At 47.5% G+C, this 21,844-nt stretch carries 12 protein-coding genes; 10 read left to right on the top strand and 2 right to left on the bottom strand.

Annotated elements, in window-relative coordinates:
- Nucleotides 1–115 precede the first annotated feature (115 nt).
- From BN162_RS08020 to BN162_RS07975, 10 genes are all read left to right on the top strand, one after another.
- Entirely contained in the window at nucleotides 116–2,728 is a 2,613-nt protein-coding gene (locus BN162_RS08020) for a calcium-translocating P-type ATPase, PMCA-type (protein ID WP_020224563.1), read from the top strand.
- 311 nt (nucleotides 2,729–3,039) lie between these two features.
- Nucleotides 3,040–4,521: a TIGR02677 family protein gene (locus BN162_RS08015; protein WP_020224562.1), complete on the top strand. Its 1,482-nt coding sequence runs from the start codon at nucleotides 3,040–3,042 to the stop codon at nucleotides 4,519–4,521.
- A complete protein-coding gene (locus tag BN162_RS08010) occupies nucleotides 4,521–5,648 on the top strand; it encodes a TIGR02678 family protein (RefSeq protein WP_020224561.1) in 1,128 nt (375 codons plus the stop codon). The genes BN162_RS08015 and BN162_RS08010 overlap by 1 nt, the downstream gene beginning before the upstream one ends.
- A gap of 1 nt (nucleotide 5,649) precedes the next feature.
- Complete coding sequence (locus BN162_RS08005) at nucleotides 5,650–9,663, top strand: TIGR02680 family protein (protein WP_020224560.1); 4,014 nt, start codon at nucleotides 5,650–5,652, stop codon at nucleotides 9,661–9,663.
- Nucleotides 9,660–10,925 carry a TIGR02679 domain-containing protein gene (locus BN162_RS08000; RefSeq protein WP_020224559.1) on the top strand — a complete coding sequence of 422 codons (1,266 nt, stop codon included), beginning with the start codon at nucleotides 9,660–9,662 and terminating at the stop codon, nucleotides 10,923–10,925. The genes BN162_RS08005 and BN162_RS08000 overlap by 4 nt, the downstream gene beginning before the upstream one ends.
- Before the next feature lie 616 nt (nucleotides 10,926–11,541).
- Nucleotides 11,542–12,624: a 3-phosphoserine/phosphohydroxythreonine transaminase gene (serC, locus tag BN162_RS07995; protein ID WP_020224558.1), complete on the top strand. Its 1,083-nt coding sequence runs from the start codon at nucleotides 11,542–11,544 to the stop codon at nucleotides 12,622–12,624.
- Nucleotides 12,618–13,781, top strand: coding sequence for a phosphoglycerate dehydrogenase (locus tag BN162_RS07990; protein WP_020224557.1), 1,164 nt, complete (start codon nucleotides 12,618–12,620; stop codon nucleotides 13,779–13,781). The genes serC and BN162_RS07990 overlap by 7 nt, the downstream gene beginning before the upstream one ends.
- A gap of 349 nt (nucleotides 13,782–14,130) precedes the next feature.
- Nucleotides 14,131–15,165, top strand: a complete 1,035-nt coding sequence (gene pheS / locus BN162_RS07985) for a phenylalanine--tRNA ligase subunit alpha (RefSeq protein WP_020224556.1) — start codon at nucleotides 14,131–14,133, stop codon at nucleotides 15,163–15,165.
- Nucleotides 15,166–15,188: 23 nt separating this feature from the next.
- Nucleotides 15,189–17,582, top strand: a complete 2,394-nt coding sequence (gene pheT, locus BN162_RS07980; RefSeq protein WP_020224555.1) for a phenylalanine--tRNA ligase subunit beta — start codon at nucleotides 15,189–15,191, stop codon at nucleotides 17,580–17,582.
- 224 nt (nucleotides 17,583–17,806) lie between these two features.
- On the top strand, nucleotides 17,807–18,067 hold the full coding sequence (locus BN162_RS07975; RefSeq protein WP_020224554.1) for a hypothetical protein: 261 nt from the start codon (nucleotides 17,807–17,809) through the stop codon (nucleotides 18,065–18,067).
- A gap of 385 nt (nucleotides 18,068–18,452) precedes the next feature.
- Here BN162_RS07975 and BN162_RS07965 read toward each other — a convergent pair whose 3' ends face one another.
- A complete protein-coding gene (locus BN162_RS07965) occupies nucleotides 18,453–20,639 on the bottom strand; it encodes a glycoside hydrolase family 9 protein (protein WP_020224552.1) in 2,187 nt (728 codons plus the stop codon).
- A gap of 477 nt (nucleotides 20,640–21,116) precedes the next feature.
- Nucleotides 21,117–21,844 (bottom strand): hypothetical protein (locus tag BN162_RS19050; RefSeq protein ID WP_020224551.1); only part of this gene is annotated, 728 nt, incomplete at its 5' end.

The following is a 21,844-nucleotide window of genomic DNA, read 5'->3' as shown; positions in this document are numbered from 1 at the left end:
CTGCTTCTGTCAGATCCGGATGCAGCGATCAGAAATGATGGGCAAGACCGTTATCTTCAGGTTATGAAGGTAGGCTTGCCTTTTTTTAATGAAGGCAGCGAAGGAGGAAATGGGTATGAAAATCAATCAAACCGCGTCGGAAGTGATCGAGGAATTGGGCAGTGATCTGTCCGCGGGTCTGTCCGAGCCGCAAGTTCAGCAGCGCATTGAGCGCTATGGTTATAACGAACTGCAGGAAGTTCAAAAGGATTCGCTGCTGAAGCGCTTTTTACTGCAGTTTACCGATCCGTTAATTGTTGTTTTGATCCTGGCAGCGCTGATCTCGATTGTCGTGGATCCTGGCGAATGGATCGACAGTCTGATCATTGTGATCGTCGTCCTGTTCAACGCGATCTTGGGCGTCGTGCAGGAAAACAACGCAGAAAAATCATTAGAAGCGTTAAAAAAGATGAGTGCGCCGCAGGCCAAGGTGATCCGAGAAGGGCAGCGCAAAGTGATTCCGTCCCGAGAATTGACGGTGGGCGATATTGTGCTGCTGGAAGCTGGGGATTTCATTCCTAGTGATGGCCGGATTGTTGAGTCGTTTAATCTGCAGATTGATGAATCCGCTTTGACGGGTGAATCGGTTCCAGTCAATAAGACCAGTGCAGCGATGGAAAGTGAAGATCTGCCGTTAGGAGATCGCAAAAACATGGCTTTTTCCAGCACGGTGGTCACCTATGGACGCGGCACGATGATCGTGACGGCAACGGGGATGGAAAATGAAGTCGGCAAGATCGCCGGCATGCTGATGAGCGGCGGCAAGGAAACAACACCGCTGCAGAATAAATTAGCGCAGATTTCCAAGACGATCGGCATGCTTTGCCTGATCATCTGCGTGATTGTATTTGCGATGGAAATGTTCAGCGGGATGGGGATTCTGGAAGCCTTCAAAACCGCTGTGGCGTTAGCGGTGGCGGCCATTCCGGAAGGCTTGGCAACCGTTGTAACGATCGTTTTAGCCTTGGGTGTCAATAAGATGGTCAAATGCAATGCGATCGTCAGAAAGCTGCCGGCCGTGGAGACCTTGGGTTCGGCCAGCATTGTCTGTTCCGATAAAACCGGCACCTTGACGCAAAACAAGATGACGGTCGTTAAGACCTATCTTCCGCAGACTGGAATTCAGGATTTCAAAGCGGAAGCGGCGGACAATGAGGTCAAAGAGCTGATGCGCTGGTTTACTTTATGCTCGGATGGCGAAGTCATTCCAGAAGGCGGAAAGCTGAAAATGATCGGCGATCCGACCGAAACCGCTTTGGTCGAAGCCAGCTATAAAATGGGTGAAACCAAAGCCGAGCTGGCAAAAACCTATGTCCGCAGCGAGGAGCTGGCGTTTGATTCCACGCGGAAAATGATGACGGTATTCTATCAGACGCAAGACGGATATCTGGCGATGACCAAAGGGGCACCGGATATCGTATTGGGCCGGTGTGAGGATTTTGCACTTAAAGAAGCGTCGATCAAAGCCAATGAAACGATGGCGAAGGAAGCGCTGCGCGTTTTGGCAGTAGCGGTTCGTCATTGGGATGCGATTCCGGAAACCTTGGATAGTGAAGAAGTGGAAAATCATCTGACCTTTGTCGGCTTGTGCGGGATGATCGATCCGCCGCGGGATGAGGTGCGGGATGCGATCGCGCAGGCCAAGCAGGGTGGTATTCGAACGATTATGATCACTGGTGACCATGTGGTTACAGCCATGGCGATTGCCAAAAATTTAGGAATTCTCGAAGAAGGACAAAAAGCCATTTCCGGTCCGGAATTGAGTGCGATGAGCGACGCTGAATTAGAAGCGCAGATCGAAAACATTTCTGTCTATGCCCGGGTAGCACCGGAGCATAAGGTGCGGATCGTAAAAGCCTGGCAGGATCAAGGTCATGTTGTAGCGATGACGGGCGACGGCGTCAATGATTCCCCAGCGCTTAAAGCTGCGGATATCGGCTGTGCGATGGGGATTACCGGCACGGACGTTGCCAAGGGGGCTGCGGATATGGTGCTGACTGATGATAACTTTGCGACGATCATCCATGCGGTGCGGCAGGGACGCGGAATTTATGACAACATCCGCAAGGACGTTCAGTTCTTGCTTTCCAGCAACATCGGCGAAGTGCTGACAATATTCGGTGCTTCCTGCCTGTCGTTGATTCCTGGCTGGAATCTTGGCGTCCCGTTAATGCCAGTGCATCTGTTGTGGATCAACCTGATCACCGATTCCTTGCCGGCTTTTGCGATCGGCATGGAGGAACCGGAGCCGGACATCATGAACCGCAAGCCGCGCAGGAAGGATGAAAGCTTCTTTGCCCACGGATTAGGCTTTACGATCGCATGGCAGGGCATCATGATCGGCCTGCTAACGTTAATTTCGTATGTTTTAGGTAATCGGGATGCGCATGAGATCGGCATGACAATGGCGTTTGTGACTTTGGCGCTGTCGCAGCTGTTCCATGCCTTCAATGTCAAAAGTGAACACAGTATCTTCTCGCGTCAGATCTTCTCCAACAAATATTTGTGGGGAGCCTTTGCGGTCGGTGTTATACTGCAGCTGTTGGTGATGTATGTTCCGTTTTTGGCCAAGGCCTTCTCAATGGCAGCTTTGGATCCAAGTCATCTGATGATTGCGGTCGGATTGGCTTTTGTTCCGGTGATCGTTGTGGAAATCACGAAGCTGGTTCATCGGCTGTCGCAGCATTAATCTGTTTTAAAACAAAAGGAATCGGTTTTTCCCTTTGATCGATAAAGGCGAAAAGCGGATTCTTTTTTTGTGATTTTGCCTTTGAATTTCACGAAAAAGCAGTAAAAACATAGAGCTGTCAGGTTTTTTGTACACTTTAGCTGTTAAACTAAGCTTATTCAAGGAAAGAAAACGAGCTTTACAATACAATCTCAAAAGAAATCAAAGGTTGTGAGATTAGAAGTATCAATGTGAAATCGACAAGCCATTGTGAATTTCAGATTGGGGAACAAGGTCAAAGGGTGTAAAATAAAGTGGAAATGAGGGATAACATGCAAATCAATGAAGCACTGACGAAGAAAATCATGGAGACGAGTTATCTGACGGCAATCAATGCCGATCGATACCGCGTTATCCTTCGTTATTTCTATGAAGAATATGAAAAAATCCATTATTGGTTAAATAAAGAAGATGTGTTTGCGATGATGATGCAGACGGGCTTGTTTCCAGACTATACATTGAATCAATGTCAGTTGGATTTACAGGCTTTGCTGGATTGGGGAAATCTGACGGCGATGCAGGACAGCGGAAAAGCCACGACTTATAAAGAATTCAAAAACAAAAAATTTCGCTATCAGATGAGCGAGTACAGCGTGGAAATTGAACGGCTGACATTGCGGCTTGAAAATCTTGAGGTCGAAGGGGCTTCGCTGCAGCCGAGTCTGATCGAACGGATTCGCAGACAGATCTTATCGCTGCCATCTTTGCTTGAGAAAACGGATGAGGAAGCGGCTGAAGCCTGGTCGGCACTGAACAATGATTTTATTCGGCTTAACCGCAACTATCAGGATTACATCCGAACGCTCAACAGTGCGCATGCTGAGGAAATGATGAAAACGGAACAATTTCTGGTATTCAAGGATCAGCTGTTAATGTATCTGCGAACGTTTGTCAAAGCGCTGCAGGAACATGCGATGGTATTGGAAGAATACATTCGGGATTTACCGCAGGCGACATTGGACAGCTTGTTTGAGAAAGTCGCGCGCTATGAGCTTTCGATTCCGCGAATTGAGAAAAAACAAACTGCCCAGCAGCTGATTGAAACCTGTCATGGGCGCTGGCTGAGTCTAAAGCTCTGGTTTGTAGCGGAAAATGGGGAAAGTGAAATCAGTCATCTGTATGATTCGACCAATGAAATCATTCGCCGGATGACCCGCTATGCCCAGCAGATCAGTGAACGCTACCTGCAAGGTGCCAGCCGCATGGAGGATTACCGACATTTGGCGCAGGTCTTTCAGCAATGTCAAACACTGAGCGAAGCACACAATTTAAGCGCTATGGTCTTTGGACCGGAAATGATGCTGCATCTTAAGGGACTGCCTGACCGGGTGACCGAATCGATCGACAGCGGCGTCTATGAGGAAGCGGCGGCTTATTACGATCTGGACAGCCGCAGCCGCAAAATGCGTCAAAAGGCGAGCCGCCTGCCGCATCCGGATTATCGTCTGGAGCGGCAGATGCAGCGGTTGGCGGTGGAAGAGCAGCAACGCAAGAAACGCGAAAGTCTGCGCAGCCTTATCCATCAGCGAAAGATCGACTTTGCCACATTGCCCATCCTTTCTCCGGCGGTACGCAAAATCCTGCTGAACTGGCTGAGCCGTGCGCTGGCCAGCGCCTCAAAGCGGGCCCGGACAGAGGAAGGCGTTTACTTCCATGTGAATCTGGATAAGGCTGATCAAACCTGTGTTTTACGTTGTGAGGACGGTTGCTTTGTGATGCCGAATTTCGTTTTGGAAATGGAGGGGGACTATTGATGAATGCGGTGGAAATTCTGTTGAGCCAGCGATGGGTTCTGCGGGCGAATCAGCCTGATTTGTATTATCAGATAAAAGATGAGATCGGTCGTTATCGCCGCATCTTGATGGAAAAGTTTGGCTATACGGTTCTGATCACACCGGCCTTAGTTAAACTCGATAAAATTCCAGGACAGCCAGAACCGTGGATGGGGATCAATACGTTTGAAGAACCTGGTGATTATGCGATGTTGTGTCAGGTGCTGATGTTTTTGGAAACCCGCGAGAAAGAAGAACAATTTGATTTTACGATGTTGACGGAATATCTGCAGAGCCAGGGAATCGAAGAAAACCTGGACTGGACGCAATATGCCCGGCGCCGGCAGCTGGTGCGGGTACTTCGTTTTTGTGAAGAGCAGGGTATAATGAAGAAAATTGATGGCAGCGATGAGTTGTTTCTGCGTGATGAACAGGCTGAAGTCCTGTTTGAGAACACCGGAATATCGCGCTTCTTCCTGCGTAACTTTGCGCGGGATTTAATGGAATATACCAGCCCGGAAGATTTCATTGAAAGTGATTGGATCGATATCGATCAGGATCGTGGGATCGTGCGGCGGCAGCGTGTTTATCGGCGCTTGTTATTGAGCCCAGGGGTGTACCGGCAAACGGCGCAGGATGAGGATTTCACTTATCTGCGCAATCAGCGCAGTCAGGTTGAACGGGACTTTCAGGCCTTGTTTGACTGTGATCTGCATCTGCATCGTTCCAGCGCGTATCTTGTGCTGGATGAAGCCTGTTCTGCCGGTCGGGTGTTTCCCGGCAACAAGGCGGTGCAGGATCTGATCCTGATTTTCGCTCAAGCGATTCAGCAGCGGATTAAAAAACATCAGGCTCAATATGAACTGCAGGGAATGGAGGAGATCCACTTACCGGAAGATTCCTTGATTCGGCTGCTTAAAAAGATTGTGAGTCAGCGCCAGGATTACTTGCCGAAGTATCTTCAAGGTGAGGGCGCGGAAACCGCGGTGAAGCAGACGCTGACGGAAATGGAGAATCTCGGGTTTATTGAAAGACACGATGATCAAATCCACTTGATGCCGATATTTGGCAAACTGGCGGGAGATTATACCGCGGCAAAGGGGGAATAAGATGTTGACTGAACGATGGCATCCATCACGGATGGGATTAATTGATTTCTGGTATTATGAAAACCAGGAATTTGAATTTGATCATGGACATTTGCTGCTGCGGGGCAGTAATGGAAGTGGAAAGTCAGTAACGATGCAAAGTTTTATTCCATTGCTTTTAGACGGGAATAAAAACAGTGAGCGCTTAGATGCTTTTGGGACGCGCTCCCGTAAAATTGAAAATTATCTGTTGGAGGAAGACAGTGCCCGAACGGATCGGATCGGCTATCTGTGGATGGAATTTCAACGTGAAAATGAAGCGATCTACAAGACGATCGGAATGGGGCTGCACGCCCGGCTGAACAAGAAAACCGACGCCTGGTATTTTGTCATCGACGACAACCGCCGGATCAATCAGGACTTAAGTTTGATTCGCAATCACCTCGCGCTGACTGCGCAGGAATTGAAAAATCTGCTTGGCGCAAAATGCGTGATGAATTCACGTTCGGAGTACATGCAGCGGGTGAATCAGGAGCTGTATGGATTCGAAAATTTAGAACAATATGGAGAGTTAATTTCGTTATTGGTTCAGCTGCGTTCACCCAAGCTCAGCAATTCTCTGAAGCCGACGTTATTAAATGAGCTGCTGCAGAATTCGCTGCAGCCGTTGAGTGAGGAAGAACTGCGGCCAATGAGCGAGGCGATTGCGAGCATGGACCGGCAGAAGGATGAATTGGACGGTCTGATCAAAGCTCAGCGCTCGGCCGCCCAGGTGAATCAGGTCTATCAGCAATACAATCGGGCGGTGCTGGCCGATAAGCTGCGCAAGGCCTTGACGCAGCAGCAGCGGCTGCAGGACTTGAAGCAGCAGCTAGCTCAGGAAGAGGCGGATCGGCGTCAGCTGCAGGAAGCTGTGCAAGAAAAAACACGCCAGATGCAGGAAAATCAGGCTCTGCAGCGCAGTCTGAGTGAAGAAAAAAATCAAATTCAAGACTCGCAATGGGTTCGGTTAATCGAACAGCAGCAGAATCATCGCGAACACTTAAACCAGCTGCAGAAAGACAGCCAACATAAACAAGAGGCGCTTTCACGGAAACAGAATCGTCTGCAGGAAGTCAAAACTGACGTCAAGCAGTTTTCTGATCGTTATGATCAAGGCTTGCGCAAGCAGCAGCAAACGCTGGCGGAAATGGAAGGTATTCAGGAAAATCTGCAATTTGAAGATCATCTGTTGATAGTGCAGCAGCTGAAGGAAGAACCGGCGGCACCGCTGAATTTAAACGCGACGGAAAGCTTAATTGACCAGCGTCTGCGGCTATTAAAGGAAGGTTTGGCGACGGTGGATGAGCGCCGTCAGAAAGTCCAGCTGGCACAACAGCAGCAGGATGAGATTCTGCGGCTGCAGGATGAACAAGCGGGACTGCAGAAAGCGGTAGATGAGGCTGAGGAGCAGTACACTGGAATTGTTGAGGAAATGAAGAGCCGGTTCTATCATTTCAGCGAGGAAAACACATGGCTGAAATTAACCGAAAGTGAGTTTGCACAGATTGTGCAGCGGCTTTTAGCTTATGATCAAGAACGCCAATACTATAAAATTACCCAAATGTTGACCGATCATTATCACCGCCAGTGGAATGTTCTGCAGGGACAGCTGAGTCAGTGGACTGCGCAGCAAAGCGAACATTTAGAACAAAAACGCCAGCAGGCAGCGGAATTGAAGCAATGGCAGACACAGAGCGAGCCGGTTTGGACTTGGGATGAAGCGACAGATCAACATCACCAAGCGCTCAAGGCCCGGAATATCCCATTTTGTCCGCTCTATGAAAAACTGGAATTCCAATCTGATTGCCGTGAAGAAGACCGTCAGCGGATTGAGGAAAGTCTGCGTCGGTCAGGAATTCTGGATTGTATTTTGATCAGCGAAGCGGATCGTGAGCGGTGCCTTGAAGCGGAACTGGGACAGGCGGACAAGCTTTTAATCAGTCAGGCTGCGGTTGCGGATCTGCCTGCGCTGAAACTGGACGCGTCAATTCTGGAAAGCGGGGGAATCGAGCAGTTGGAAGCGCATTTTGAATGTTCCCTGGCAACCTTGAACTTGACGCCGACGGGGTATCAATGGGGTTCGATTTTAGGAATCAGCAGCCAGCGGCAGCCGCAGGTTTTGATTGGCCAGGCTGCCCGCGAAGCCTATCGTCAACAGCAGATCCAGCGCTGCCAGCAAGTCCTGGATGAGATTGAAGCATGGTTGCTTGAAGACCAGCAGGAAGTCGAAAAAGCCCTGCAGAATCTGGCGGATCTGGAAGTGGAATTGCAGCGGATTCCGAAGGAAGATGACCTGAGTGAAGCCCTGCATCAGGTGCAGGAAGCAGAACAGGCAATGATGCAGCAGCAGGAACGGATTGTTCGGGCACAGCAGCGCTGGGATCAGATTCGCATGCAGATCGGCGAAATCGATCAGCGGATCCGCCAGGTCGCAGAACAACTGGCAATTGCGGCGGATGAGCATGTTTTCCTGAATAAAAAAGAAGGTTATGAGGAATATCAGAAGCAGCTGCATCAGCTGCAGCTGATCCAGCATCAGCTGGAAACGACTTCAGAACAACAGCGTGACGCCCAACGGCAGCAGGAAGAACTGCAGTGGGACCTCGATGAAATGCAGGCCGACTGCGATCAGCTTCGCTCGCAAATCCATGCCCGCCAACAACTGTTGGAACAAATTGAAAAACAGCTGCAGGAAAGTCATGCCGATCAGCTGCGCGAGCGGTTAACTCTGATTTTAAATCAATTGGAACAGCTGCCGGAGATCATCACCGCACTAAGCCATGATCTCGGTTCAATGCAGAAGGATATCCAAAACAAAACCGCAGGTCTAGTGGAATTGGAAAGCGAGCTGAGCGTGCAGCAGGAGCGCTGCCGGCAATATGATCAGGTTGTCGTGCGTGAATTGACCAGCGGGTATCTCAGTCGGGAGCTTGATCCGCAGACACCGTGGAAAACCATGCTGAGACAGCTGGAGAAAACAGAAGGCTTTGGCCGGCGGATGGATGATCTGCAGCTGGACTTACAGACCCAATTTCTCAATCACCGAATTATTCTGCAGGATTATTCACCAAGCTACCGTTCAGTACTGCAGGAAGAAGAACTGCCGGATATTTCTGGTCGGTTGGAACTGTTGGCTCGCATTCAGGGGCGACGCGCGGGTTTTGTGGAGCTAGTGGAACATATCGCCGCGGCGATCGCGGAGATTGAACAGCTGATTCAGGATCAGGAGCGGCAGCTGTTTGAAGAGATTATGATCAATACGATTGCAAAGAACATCCGCCGGCATATTCGGACGAGCCGAGAGTGGGTGCAGCGAATGAACACCGCGATGAGTGCGATGAATACCAGCTCTGCCTTGCGGCTGTCACTGCAGTGGAAAGGCCGGAAAGCAGAAACTGAGCAGGAACTCGACAGTCGGGAATTGATTGCATTATTGGAAACCGATGCGCAGATTTTAAAGCCGCAAGATTTTGAGCGGTTGTCCAGTCATTTCCGCGCCCGCTTAGCCGCCGCCCGCAAAGAAGCGGAAAAGGCGGAGAATCAACAGAGCTTCCATCAGATCATGCAGGAGATTATGGATTATCGGCGCTGGTTTGAGTTTGCGATTCTCTATCAAAAAGCCGATGAAAAGAAGAAAGAGTTGACCAATGCCGCGTTTTACTCCTTCAGCGGCGGCGAAAAGGCGATTGCGATGTATGTGCCGTTATTCTCAGCAGTCTCGGCTAAGTATTCGATGGCGCGCTCGGATGCACCGCAGATCATTGCCTTGGATGAGGCGTTTGCGGGTGTGGATGAAAATAACATCGACGGTCTGTTTGGCTTAATTGAAAACTTCCGTTTTGACTACATCATGAATTCGCAAGTTCTGTGGGGCGATTATCCATCCGTGAAAAATTTAAGGATTGCTGAGTTGTATCGGCCGGATGGCGCTCATTATGTCACAGTGATGAACTATCAATGGAACGGAAGCGTACGAAACTGGGTGAGTGAATGAGTGCGGAACAGGGATTTGCGGATTATCTGCGAAGTAAACCTGCCTTGGAGCCATTTTTGCAGGCATTGAAACACCGTTTTGAACAGGCGGGTGTCTGGCGTGGAAAAATTGTGTTGGAAGACTGCAGTCCCGCACTGCAGGAAGCGATGGCTGAATTGTTGGGCGGTTCGTATTGGGGACAATCCACGATCACCGTCACTGCTGGGCAATGGCGAAAGGCTTTATCCAAAACGCGCTTTGAGGATTGTGATCTGGGACAGACATTGAGCTTGGTCTTCGGTCAGAAGATCGAAAGCCGAAAAACGCTGCGGCAGCAGCAGCTTCATCAAAATCAGGCGCGCTTTCAACAGATTTTGGAAAGTGAAGGAGAAAGTCCGGCGGGGCTTTGGCTGCGCTGGCTGAAACAGGAACAAGGCGCATTGTATACATCTTGCTGCAATGAAACAACGGAAACGTTATGCAAATTTGCAGAGGCATTTAATGCCTTGCCCATGCGCCGACATCAAGTTGAATTGACCTCTGTTTTTGCCGGACGGGTACTGCAGGATCCCCATGCGTTGGATCAAGGACGGGTGAAGCGCCTTTTGGTTCAGGCGCTGCGCTGGCAGCTGCTGCAGGAAGGAAATCGGGATGTATCCAAAGCGGATAGCTGGATTCTGGAACAGGGCGGACTCTTGCGCGATCAGGTTTCCAATCATTGTCTGACGTATGGTTTAACCGGCATATTATCGGAGGGCACGGAACATCCAGGCTGGGCAGGGTTTGTGAAACAGGGTGAACCTTTCAGTGCTACACTGATCAATATCTTGGAAGTAAAACAAATTCGCAGTGAAGCACGTCTGGTCATCCTTGAGAATCCTTCTGTGTTTGAACATCTGGCCAGTGTGTTGAAGGGTGATTCAAGTCATGCGGTCAGTCTATTGTGCAGTGAAGGGCAGCCGGCGCAGTGTGTTTGGCAGCTGCTTCAACGCTTGGATAGGCGGACCGTCCAGATCTGGTACTGCGGTGATTTTGATCCGGAAGGGTTACAGATGGCTCAGCGAATGCTCGATCAGGTGCCTGGGCTTAAGCTCTGGCATTACACCGTACAGGATTATGACAAAGCGATCAGTGAGAAACACTTTGATGAGCGCCGGCGGCGGATTTTGGAAAGCTGTACACATGAAGGACTTGCGCAAATCCGAGATCGCATGATGGAATCGCTGCGGTGCGGATATCAAGAAAAACTATTGGAAGATTATTTGCAATGGGATTTAGAATAAAAGCGTTTGCGAAGGATAGCTTCCAATAAGATAGTATAAGAAAAATACTGGCATAGGGTAACGGCAGTATAGGAGTGCGACAAGAAAATTGGCGATGTTTGGTTTTAGCAACCAGGTATCGCCTTTTTCTTATCTCTATCTGAATTGTTGGAACTTTACTGGAGGTACATACGATGTAAGAACTGGACTATATTCATTGCGGCGATGACTATATTTCCGATACCCGCTTACCAGAGGAAAACAGATTCATTGATGGTAGAAGCCATGCAATAAGAATTTTCACATCGCTTTCTTCCTTTACGGAATTGAATCAAACTCTCTTCACCTCGAACTTACGACGCAAATATCGCAAGTTCAAGGTGAAACCTCTGATTAAACGAAATTTTTATCTGAATCGTATTGTCCACAATCTGTGGAATAGCAAGCTGCTTCTGCCGATTCTTGGTGCTTTGTGCAATCGGCTCTTTTTGTGTGGAGATATAAAACACTCCAATAGTTTTATTTCATGTTTGTTACATGAAATAATGAAACAAAAACTGAAATAATACTGAAAATTGCGTTGCGAGCATAAACCAGTAGTGCTAGAATGAGAAGTATTAGAAAAGAGGATGGAGTTATGACAAGAGTACTTAATTTCAGCGCTGGTCCAAGCCAGCTGCCTTTGGCGGTCGTTCAGAAAGCGGCAGCTCAATTATTGGAGTATGGAACTTCCGGACAGTCTGTTATGGAGATGAGTCATCGATCCTCCACCTTTTTGGAAATCGTCCGCGAAACTGAGCGGCGGCTGCGCTCATTGCTGCAGATTCCGCAAAATTATCAAGTTCTGTTTCTGCAGGGCGGAGCTTCGCTGCAATTTTCGATGGTACCGATGAATTTACTGAAACCTAAAGGGAAAGCAGGAATAATTCACACTGGAACATGGACGAAAAAAGCGATTGAGGAATGCCGCAAGTTCGGCGAATGTGTTGAGCTGGCCAGCGGCGAAGCTGATCATTTTCATTCTATTCCAAAAGATGTGATAGTACCGCAGGATTTAGACTATGTTTATCTCTGTGAAAACAACACGATCATTGGAACTAAGTATAAAAGTTTACCAGAATGTGGTCATGTTCCGTTAGTTGCGGATTGTTCCAGCTGTATTTTAAGCGAGCCCATGGACGTTTCCCACTATGGTTTGATTTTTGCGGGAGCGCAGAAAAATATGGGGATTGCTGGATTGACCGTGGTGATTGTGCGTGATGATTTAATCGAAGAACGGCCGGAGCTGCCTTCAATGATGAGCTATGCCGTTCAGGCAAAACAGGCTTCGATGTTCAATACCCCGCCGACGTTTGCGATCTATATGTTAGGTCTGGTGCTGGAATGGATTGAAACGGAATTTCAGGATCTTAAAGCGCTGCAGAGCTATAATCAACGCAAGGCCGCGCTGCTTTATGATTATCTTGATAGTTCAGCCTTGTTTAAGAATGAAGTCAAAAAAGAAGATCGTTCGATGATGAACGTACCGTTTATGACGGAAGATCCGCAGCTGGACGCCAAGTTTATCGCCTATGCCCAAGCTGAAGGGTTAGTGAATCTGAAAGGTCATCGTTCAGTCGGTGGAATGCGTGCTTCGATTTATAATGGCATGCCGATAGAGGGTGTTGAAAAACTTGTTGAAGTCATGAAACGGTTTGAGGAGGCTCAGGCGATATGTTAAATATTCAATGTTTGAATAAAATTGCGGAGTCTGGGTTAGCTCAGCTTCCATCGGATCGTTATCAGCTGACAGATCAAACTGCGGATGCCGATGCGATTTTAGTCCGCAGCGCTGATTTAAAAGAATTGGTTTTTCCTGCTAATTTAAAAGCGATCGCGCGAGCGGGTGCGGGGACGAATAACATCCCGATTTCCCGATGCAGTGAAGCGGGGATTGTTGTTTTCAATACCCCAGGTGCTAATGCGAATGCGGTTAAAGAACTTGTATTGGGTGCGTTGGTATTGTCGTGTCGACCGGTGATTCCTGCGGTCAATTGGATTGCTTCGCTTGGCATAGATCCGCAGATCACTCAGCGGACAGAGAAAGAAAAAAGTCGATTTGTCGGAACCGAGTTGAAAGGGAAGACACTGGGCGTTATTGGTTTAGGCGCAATCGGCATTCAAATCGCCAATCTGGCAGTGGCTTTGGAGATGCGGGTCATCGGCTATGATCCTTATATTTCTGTGGACGCCGCTTGGAAACTGTCGCGTGAAGTCCAGCATGAAGAGAAATTGGAATCAGTATTGAAAAAGGCAGACTTTGTCACTTTGCATGTACCGCTGAATGCGAAGACGCAGAATTTGATCAATGCTGAAGCATTGGCTTTGATGAAGAACAATGCTGTGTTGTTGAATTTCGCAAGAGGTGGATTGGTTGAGGAATCCGCAGTTGTAACCGCTTTGGCAGAAAAACAGCTGCGGGGATATATTACAGACTTCCCAAGTCCGCAGCTGGCGGGTCAATCAGGGGTGACCATCATTCCACATCTGGGGGCTTCAACGGAAGAAGCGGAAGAAAATTGCGCAGTGATGGCGGTCCAAGAGCTGATCGATTATTTGGAAAATGGAAATATCCGTCATTCTGTCAATCTACCGGATGTCGTTATGGAACGCAGTGGTCAGGCACGAATTTGTTGCTTTCACCGCAATGTTCCCAACATGTTGGCGCATATCTCAGGGATGTTTTCCAAAAAGGGCATCAATATCGAGAATCTGGTGAATCGTTCTCAAGGTGATTATGCCTATACATTGTTGGATGTGGATACTGCTGAGGTGGAAAGGATTGCAGCAGAGTTACAGGAGCAGGAGGATATTCTGCGCGTACGTCCACTTTTTTGAAGGTTCGCATGAAAAAAAGGAACATTTTGAATCAAAGCTTGCAAAAAAATTTTCATCTGGCTATAATAACAACTAGAAAGCGGTTTAACTAAAGGACTAGTAACAGAAGAACCTGGGAAAAGAGAGGGATGGTGACCCGCTGAGAGCCATTCTGCCCGGAAGGTTTCTGCGAATTCACCTTTATAGTGGGAGTAATGATCCCCGTCTTTCCTCACGTTACGGGAAAATTAAGGTGTATCTTTAGAGTGTCTTTATGAAGACAAGAAGATAAATCAGGATGGTACCGCGAGCCGTCGTTCCTGAATTAGGGACGACGTTTTTTTGTTGAATGATGAAGGAGAACAAGTTTATGGAAAAAGTTCAGCAAGTCCAGGCTCAGGCGCTGGAAGACATTCAAGCCTGCCAGGATCTGCAGCAGCTGCAGCAGATCCGGATTACAACCTTAGGGAAGAAAGGACCGATTCAGTCATTGATGACGATGATGAAGGATCTTTCGCCAGAAGAAAAACCAACCTTTGGCCAGGAAGTCAACGAATGCAAGAAAGCAGTCGCAGCTGCGATTGAAGAAAAAATGGCAGTCCTGGAAAAAATCGCAATGAATCAAAAGCTGCAGGAAGAAAAAATTGATATCACGCTGCCAGGTGTGTCCTTTCGCACGGGTACGCTGCATCCGCTGACGCTCATCAGTCAGGAAATTGAAGATTTGTTCATCGGAATGGGCTATACGGTTGCTGAAGGGCCGGAAGTGGAGCTGGATTTCTATAACTTTGAACGCGCCAATATTCCAGCGGATCATCCGGCTCGCGATATGCAGGATACATTCTACATCAATCCGAAGGAATTACTGCGCACGCATACGACGGCAATTCAGATGCGTGAATTGGAAAAGGCGCAGGGTCAGCTGCCAATTAAGGTCATCTGTCCTGGCAAAGTTTACCGTCGTGACGATGATGATGCGACCCATTCTCATCAGTTCATGCAGGCCGAAGGATTAGTTGTTGATAAGAATATCACGCTGACAGACTTAAAGGGAACGCTGCAGTTTTTGGCTGACCGGATGTTTGGCAAAGGCCGTCAGATTCGTTTCCGTCCTTCTTATTTCCAGTTCACCGAGCCGAGCGTAGAAGTGGATGTCAGCTGCCATATCTGCGGCGGCAAGGGCTGTCCTGTCTGCAAGGGTACCGGCTGGATTGAAGTGCTGGGAGCGGGAATGGTGCATCCTAACGTTCTGGAAATGGCTGGCTTTGATTCTACCCAATGCTCCGGTTTTGCTTTCGGCGTGGGGATTGAACGGGTAGCCATGCTGAAATATGGCGTTGACGATATTCGTAATTTCTACATCAACGATACCCGATTCCTCAAAATGTTCGATCGTTTTGATTAATCGTTAAAGGAGGAAAAAAGAAAATGAGAATGAGTATGAATTGGCTGAAGGAGTACGTCAATTTAGATGGCGTGACACCGGAGGTCTTAGCTGAAAAATTAACGATTGCCGGACTTGAGGTAGAAGGCATTGAAAAAATGGCCGAGGGCACAAATTTGGTCATCGGCAAGGTTTTAACCTGTGAGAATCATCCAGACAGTGATCATCTGCATGTAACAACTGTAGATGTCGGTGATGAAGTGTTGAACATTGTCTGCGGCGCTCCGAATGTCAAAGCCGGCCAGAAAGTCATCGTTTCCAAAGTCGGTGCTGTTTTGGCAGGTGGGTTTCAGATTAAACCAGCTAAGGTGCGCGGCGTCGAATCCAATGGAATGATCTGCAGTCTTTCAGAGCTGGGCGTGGATAAAAAAGCCCAGACTGAAGAACAGCTGAGCGGTATTTATGTATTTGATGAGGAAGCACCGGTTGGGGAAACTCGGGTTCTGGAATATCTGGGGCTGGATGATACGATCCTTGATATCGGCTTAACGCCAAACCGCGCGGATTGCAACGCGATGTGGAATCTGGCCAAGGAAGTCGGCGCGGTGCTGCACCGTAAGGTAACCTGGCCTTCTTGCCAAGCGGCAAGCAAGATCGGAACGGCCGGCAGCTTCAAAATTGCGAGTAAGACTGAGAAATGCCCGGTCTTTGTCGGCAAGGTTGTCAATCATGTTAAGGTTGGACCCTCACCGAAATGGCTGGCAAACTATCTGCATGCGTACGGAATTAAATCGATTAACAATGTTGTTGATATTTCCAATTTTGTCATGGTGGAAACCGGTCAGCCGCTGCATTACTACGATCTGAGCAAGCTGCCGCATCATGAAATTACCGTTGTTGATGATGTGGAAATGACGATGCAGGCACTGGATGGTCAGGACTACGAAATCAAAAAAGGCGATCTGTTGATCACGACGGGCGGACAGCCAACAGGCATTGCCGGAATTATGGGCGGCGAGGAAAGCAAGATCGACGAGTCTACGACGAGTATCTTTATTGAAGCTGCGGTCTTCAACGCGGTTTCGATCCGGAATACAGCCCGTCGGTTGGGACTGAGCACAGAAGCAGCCATGCACTTCACCAAAGGCATTGAGCCGATGGCGCCGATTAAGGCTGTGGATCGCTCCGTTCAGTTATTAAAAGAACTGGCGGAAGCGGAGGACTTTGAGGAAAACGTCATGGTCGGTACGATTGAGGACTCCGTGAAAACTGTGACGGAAACGTTGACCCACTGCAACACGCTGCTAGGCACGGCATTCACAATGGATCAGGTCGTCGGTGTCTTGAAGGATTTGGATCTCAATCCGATTGTCGAGGGTGACAGCTTCACCTGCACCATTCCTTCTTATCGAACAGATTTGAATATTCGCGAGGATATCGATGAGGAAATTATCCGGCTTTTGGGCTATGAAGATCTGAAGACAACGCTGCCAACCATGGAAGCCACAGTCGGTGAGCTGACGGATCGTCAGCAAATGCGCCGCAGTCTTCGCACATCGCTGACCGGTTTGGGTCTGTCTGAAGTCGTCACCTATACTTTGGTATCCCAGAAATTTATTGATAACGCGCTGATGCCGCTGGGCGAGGCTGTTGCCTTGGCGGCCCCAATGAGTGAAGAGCGCAAATATGTCCGGACGTCACTGATGATGAGCCTGCTGGAATGTCTGGCTTACAATCAAAATCACAAAAATGAACATGTCAATCTATTTGAAATTTCCAGTGTCTATGCCGTTGATCAGCAGCAGGAACGCTTTGCGATGGTTCTGTCTGATTCACTGCAAAATTCCAAATTGAATCGAATCGATATCCGCAGTGATTTCTTCACGGCTAAAGGCGTGCTCACGGAGACTCTGCGCAAATTGGGCTTTGCGGCAGAACGCATCAGCTTCCAGGAGAACAACATAGATCAGGAGCATTTCCATCCGTATCGCAGCGCCTGTGTCATGCTGGGCAATCAGTGCTTAGGCGTACTGGGCGAGATTCATCCGGTGCTGGCGAAAGAGCTGGGAATTGGCAAAGCCGTTTATGGCGAATTGAAGCTGGATTTACTGTTGGAAAGCAAAGCCAGTAAAGTGAAGTTCTCAGCGATTAACCGATTCCCAGCCGTTCATCGTGATATTGCCTTAGTGGTTGAGGAAAACATCAAAGCTGAGCAGCTGATGAAAACGATTAAAGCGGCGGGTAAGCGGATGGTGAAACAGGTTGAAGTCTTCGATGTCTATCAGGGGGAACATGTGGAAAGTGGGAAAAAATCGATAGCGCTGTCCATTGTCTATCAGTCGGAAGACCATACCTTGACCGATCAGGAAATTCAGGAAGTTCATCAGACAGTTTTAGCTCGTCTGGAAAAAGACTGCCAGGCTGTTCTGCGCGGTTGATTTCCATTTTGATTAAGGATGAAGGCTCGAAGAAATTCGGGTCTTTATTTTTGTAAAAAGAAGCGAAAAAGAGGTAAAAGAATTCCTGAACGGTGGGTAAGTTTAACATTTTTTCCATTCTTTGATCTATTTTTTTCTGAACTCCGAATTCTCCTCTTGTCTTTAATTCAAGAGTGCGGTAAGATGAGGAAGTTCACGTTTTTGAGTGAAAGAGAGGGAATATTGTGGTTGAATTTAACAATGAAGAAATGCAAGGTGAAAGACGTGAGACCTTCGTTGTCCTGGAAGATCGTTTAAGCGAAGACAGTGCTTTAAAAGCGATTCAGGAAAAACTGAGGCCATTATTAAAAAGAGGATTTGCCGGTATTGCAGAAAAGCGGATGGCAGAACGTGGCCTGTTCAATCCCTATGTATATCGTGCATCCTTGGCTCGGGCAAAAGCAATCTTAGGCGGCTACTTAGTTTGGAATAATGGTGAAGACTAGCTGGTCAATGGTGATCAGCGGGTACTGTTAAAAGAAACTTCATTAGAGGGTACTGCCTGGTTGGTTACTTTGTTATATTATATGACCGTGTTTGAAACTGGGGCGAAATTAATCATCGAAGAGCCTCAGCAAGGTCTCAATCTCAATCAGCAGAAAATGCTGAGCGAAATGATGGTTTTGTATGAATCGGTAGACGGAATCGTGGCGATTACAAAATCAGATTCACCTTACTTTCAAATCAATCAACAGGAAAGTCTACCGTCAGCGAATCCTTGCAGATAATTTGATTTTGGTTAGAAACGCTGACATCCAAGAGTAAAAAAGATCAGATTCCCTTAAAGTAATGGGAACTCTGATCTTTTTTCATAGTTATACAAGTCTGAAATCAGTTGGCTTTTTCGACCGCGCTGATCAAGGCGACGAGCGGCGAATTCCAATAAATCGCAACTTCATTGGTTGAATAGCTTTCAGCATCATCGACATAACATTTGGCCGGAGCCGTTTCGCCATTGAACATGGACTGCGTAATCGGATCCTCCAGCGCAGAATCGGGTCCGCCCACCAAAGCGCCGGGTAGCAGCGCTTTCGCTGCTGAGGCTGGGCGATGATGCAGATGCTGTGGGGAAAGTGTTCCGGTATTGGTGACGAAGGAAATATTCAGACTGTTGCGGCCTAATAAATAATGCAGGTGATCGGCTGAACTGTTGGCGTAATTGATATTTGCTCGGATATCGTTGGCCAGCGCTAAAAGCATGCCGTTATTGGCGATATCCGCATTGCTCCCCCAGGCATAGGCGGAGTATAACGAAACAAAGTAGCCATCATTGGAAGTCGCGTTGAGAACATGTTCTGCGTCGGAAATCAGTTTGGAAAGCAGTTGCTGATAAAACGCCGCGTCTGTATTCTGAACATCCGACAGCTTCAGCATCAGATAGGTGCCGTAAGAGCCCATGGTCTTCCATTGAACGCCAGTCAGCTGATCGGCACTGGCCTGGAAGATTGATTTTACAGAATCAAGATATTTCTGTTCACCAGTCGCAGCATACAAGGCAGCAGAGGCAAGGTAACGCTCATCCGTATCGTTGTCGTCACTGTATTGCCCGGCAGAGAAGCCTTCAGGGTTGGTGTAGACGGAAAGTGTGGCTGACTGCAAATAATCCCAGGAAAGCTTGGCTGCATCCAGACAACGCTGTGCAAAATCCGCATCCACATCTTTGAATACCGAGTAGGCTAAAGCCATTGCTCCGACAAAATCCCCAGCGGATGTGGTCATTTCCTGCATGACATAAAGAGGGGCCGTGTCCTGATCGGGTTTGATGAAATCAGGGAACTGGGCAGTGACGACCTTGTCATAAACGCCGCCCCAGCCATTCTGCATTTTAAGCAGCCATTCCAATTCGACACGAGCCTCATCCAGAATATCTGCGATGCCATTGCCGCTTTCTGGAATGCCGATAGTGTCAGTAAACAAATCAGGATTGATTTGATAGGCGAGCATCAGATCAATGACAGCTTTGGCACCGGTTGGAACATAGCGTCCATAGTCGCCGGCATCATGCCAGCCCCCGCTGACGTCGAGTTCTTGATCAGTACCGTAGAGAGTTGCCGTCTGCGTATGGCATTGGGCATGGGCGAAGGCGGCTGCCCAGTCTTCTGTCAATTCCGCCCCACATCGCTGCAAAGAGAGCATTTTCACGGTCTGATCCAGCAAGCTATGGTACAGATTGTCCTGAATTTCAAATTCAAAGGAAGTTCCGTTAAGCTGAGACTGCAGGCGGTAACGGCCCGGTGTTGTAAAATCGCTGAAGTCGCCGTAGAAGGTTGTTTCCTTGGTGCTTTCATTATAGAGCTTGCGTAAGATCGGTGCGGTATAGACAACGGTGTTGGTATTCACATCGATAACCTGGAAGCAATCTCCCTGATCGAAGGGGAAGACCACCTTTTTTTGACTGCTCGGCAGGTAACCAGTCTGATTGATTTTGATATTGGGCTCTGTTGGGCCGTTAGAAGCCTCCTGGAAGATTAAATTGGAAATGGTGACTTCATGGTAGTCGTAGGTTGTTTCAGCTGTTGGTGCGCCTGTATTGAAAGCCAGTCGGCCATTCCATGATGTATTGCCTTGGATTTGAATGTCAAATTCATAATGTGTACTGTTTTCACTGGCAGACAACATTTGATTGAATTCAATTGCACTGTTGTCCACGTTCATGATAAACACTTCAACCGGACGCTCAATTGTTGAACTGAGATCAAAGCTGAGGTGATAGGTAACTCCGTGGATTAAGGGTAATCCTTCGTGATATGTTTGAACACCGAATATTTCAGTGCCGGGTGAATTCATAATAATTTTGATTTTGGAAAACGTACTTTTGAGTACGCCATAGCCGTCGGTTGAAGTCAAAGCCCAGGTAGTTTCAAATTCCGGCTGGGCAATTGGCGCCTGAGTTTCCGGCAGATCGACAACACTGATCACGGGATTGGAACTGAGTTCAGGTGTTGTTTTATTTTCAGCCTGCGTGCAGGCGGTCATGACACACATTAAGGCTAGCAAAGATATTAACTGTTTTTTCATGAGATTCCTCCTTGAAGAATAGTACTATGATACAACAAAATGAAAAAAAACGGGGTGGAAAATTCTGAACGTCTGAAAATTGTAAGAAGTTGGATTTTAAAATAATATACTTCTAATAGAATATTGAATTAAAGTCAAATCAATGAAAAATAGCTAAATTGAACTTCATATCTTTGAATTTATCTTGGCCTTATGTTTATTTGCTCAATTGAAAAGTTAAGTTCCACTTCTGAAAGGCGAAAATAAAAAGTTGAATTTAGTCTTGCAAATGCGATAAAATAAGGCGAAAATTGTGGAATTAGGTCTTTGTATCTATGATGTTTTAGCTATTTGATTTATAATATGGATGTCAAAAGGCATAAAAATGAGCGCATTAAAAGCTAATGGAAACAGACACTTTTTTCAACTGAAAGAGTTATTTCCACCTCGTTTTTGGTCTTTACAGACTTCTTGCTGCCTATTTTTATGCTTGGAATATTACTTCAATAAGTAGGGTTTTAGGATGACTTGATCGGGTTGGATATCAGTCAATCCATAGCTAAATAGTTGATTAGCCATCTCCTTATTGAAGAACTTGAGAACGCTGAACGATGTTTTGTTGTTCAGCTTTTTTTTGCTGTAAGAATTGATATGGGACGAGATGCGATTCGCCTTTTCCTGCGAATCCAATCCAAGCGCATATAAATCCGTTTCTTTCGGGCAAATATCTCGGATGAGGATGTGGATATTTTCGAGAGATCCCTTTTGCCAACTGGCCATCGGATCGCAATAAAATAGTCTTGTTCTTCGTGTTCCATCATCCCTGATTTCTGCTTGCTCTGCTAAAATGAATTCGCTGCCTCTGTCCGTTTTGAGCACCATCACTTCTTCGTTGAATATCTGTTCTCCAAGTATGGACTCTAAAAGCAGGATGCCTTCCAACATGTTTTGAGAAGTCTTCTGCTGGTGATAGACGCAAAACAGAAAATCATATTTCATGAACTTGAATGTTTGAAGGAAAGGTCCGTTGGAACCGTCGTTGTAAATCGTGTCCATTTCAACAACGGAGGCATCGGGATTCATTTCCTTAAATTCTGTGTATTCCTTGTGAGTCCTTCCCTTCAGGTAAGATCGGTCTTTCCTTGGGGAATATTCAATCGATTTCTTTTTTGTCAGTTTTCTGCGAACTTGACGTTTAAGATCCATGCAAGTGATGGAGACACCTG

Origin of the sequence: Holdemania massiliensis AP2, from assembly GCF_000327285.1 — a bacterium.
GTDB classification, from domain to species: domain Bacteria; phylum Bacillota_I; class Bacilli_A; order Erysipelotrichales; family Erysipelotrichaceae; genus Holdemania; species Holdemania massiliensis.
This window is presented reverse-complemented; position numbering and strand designations above follow the sequence as displayed.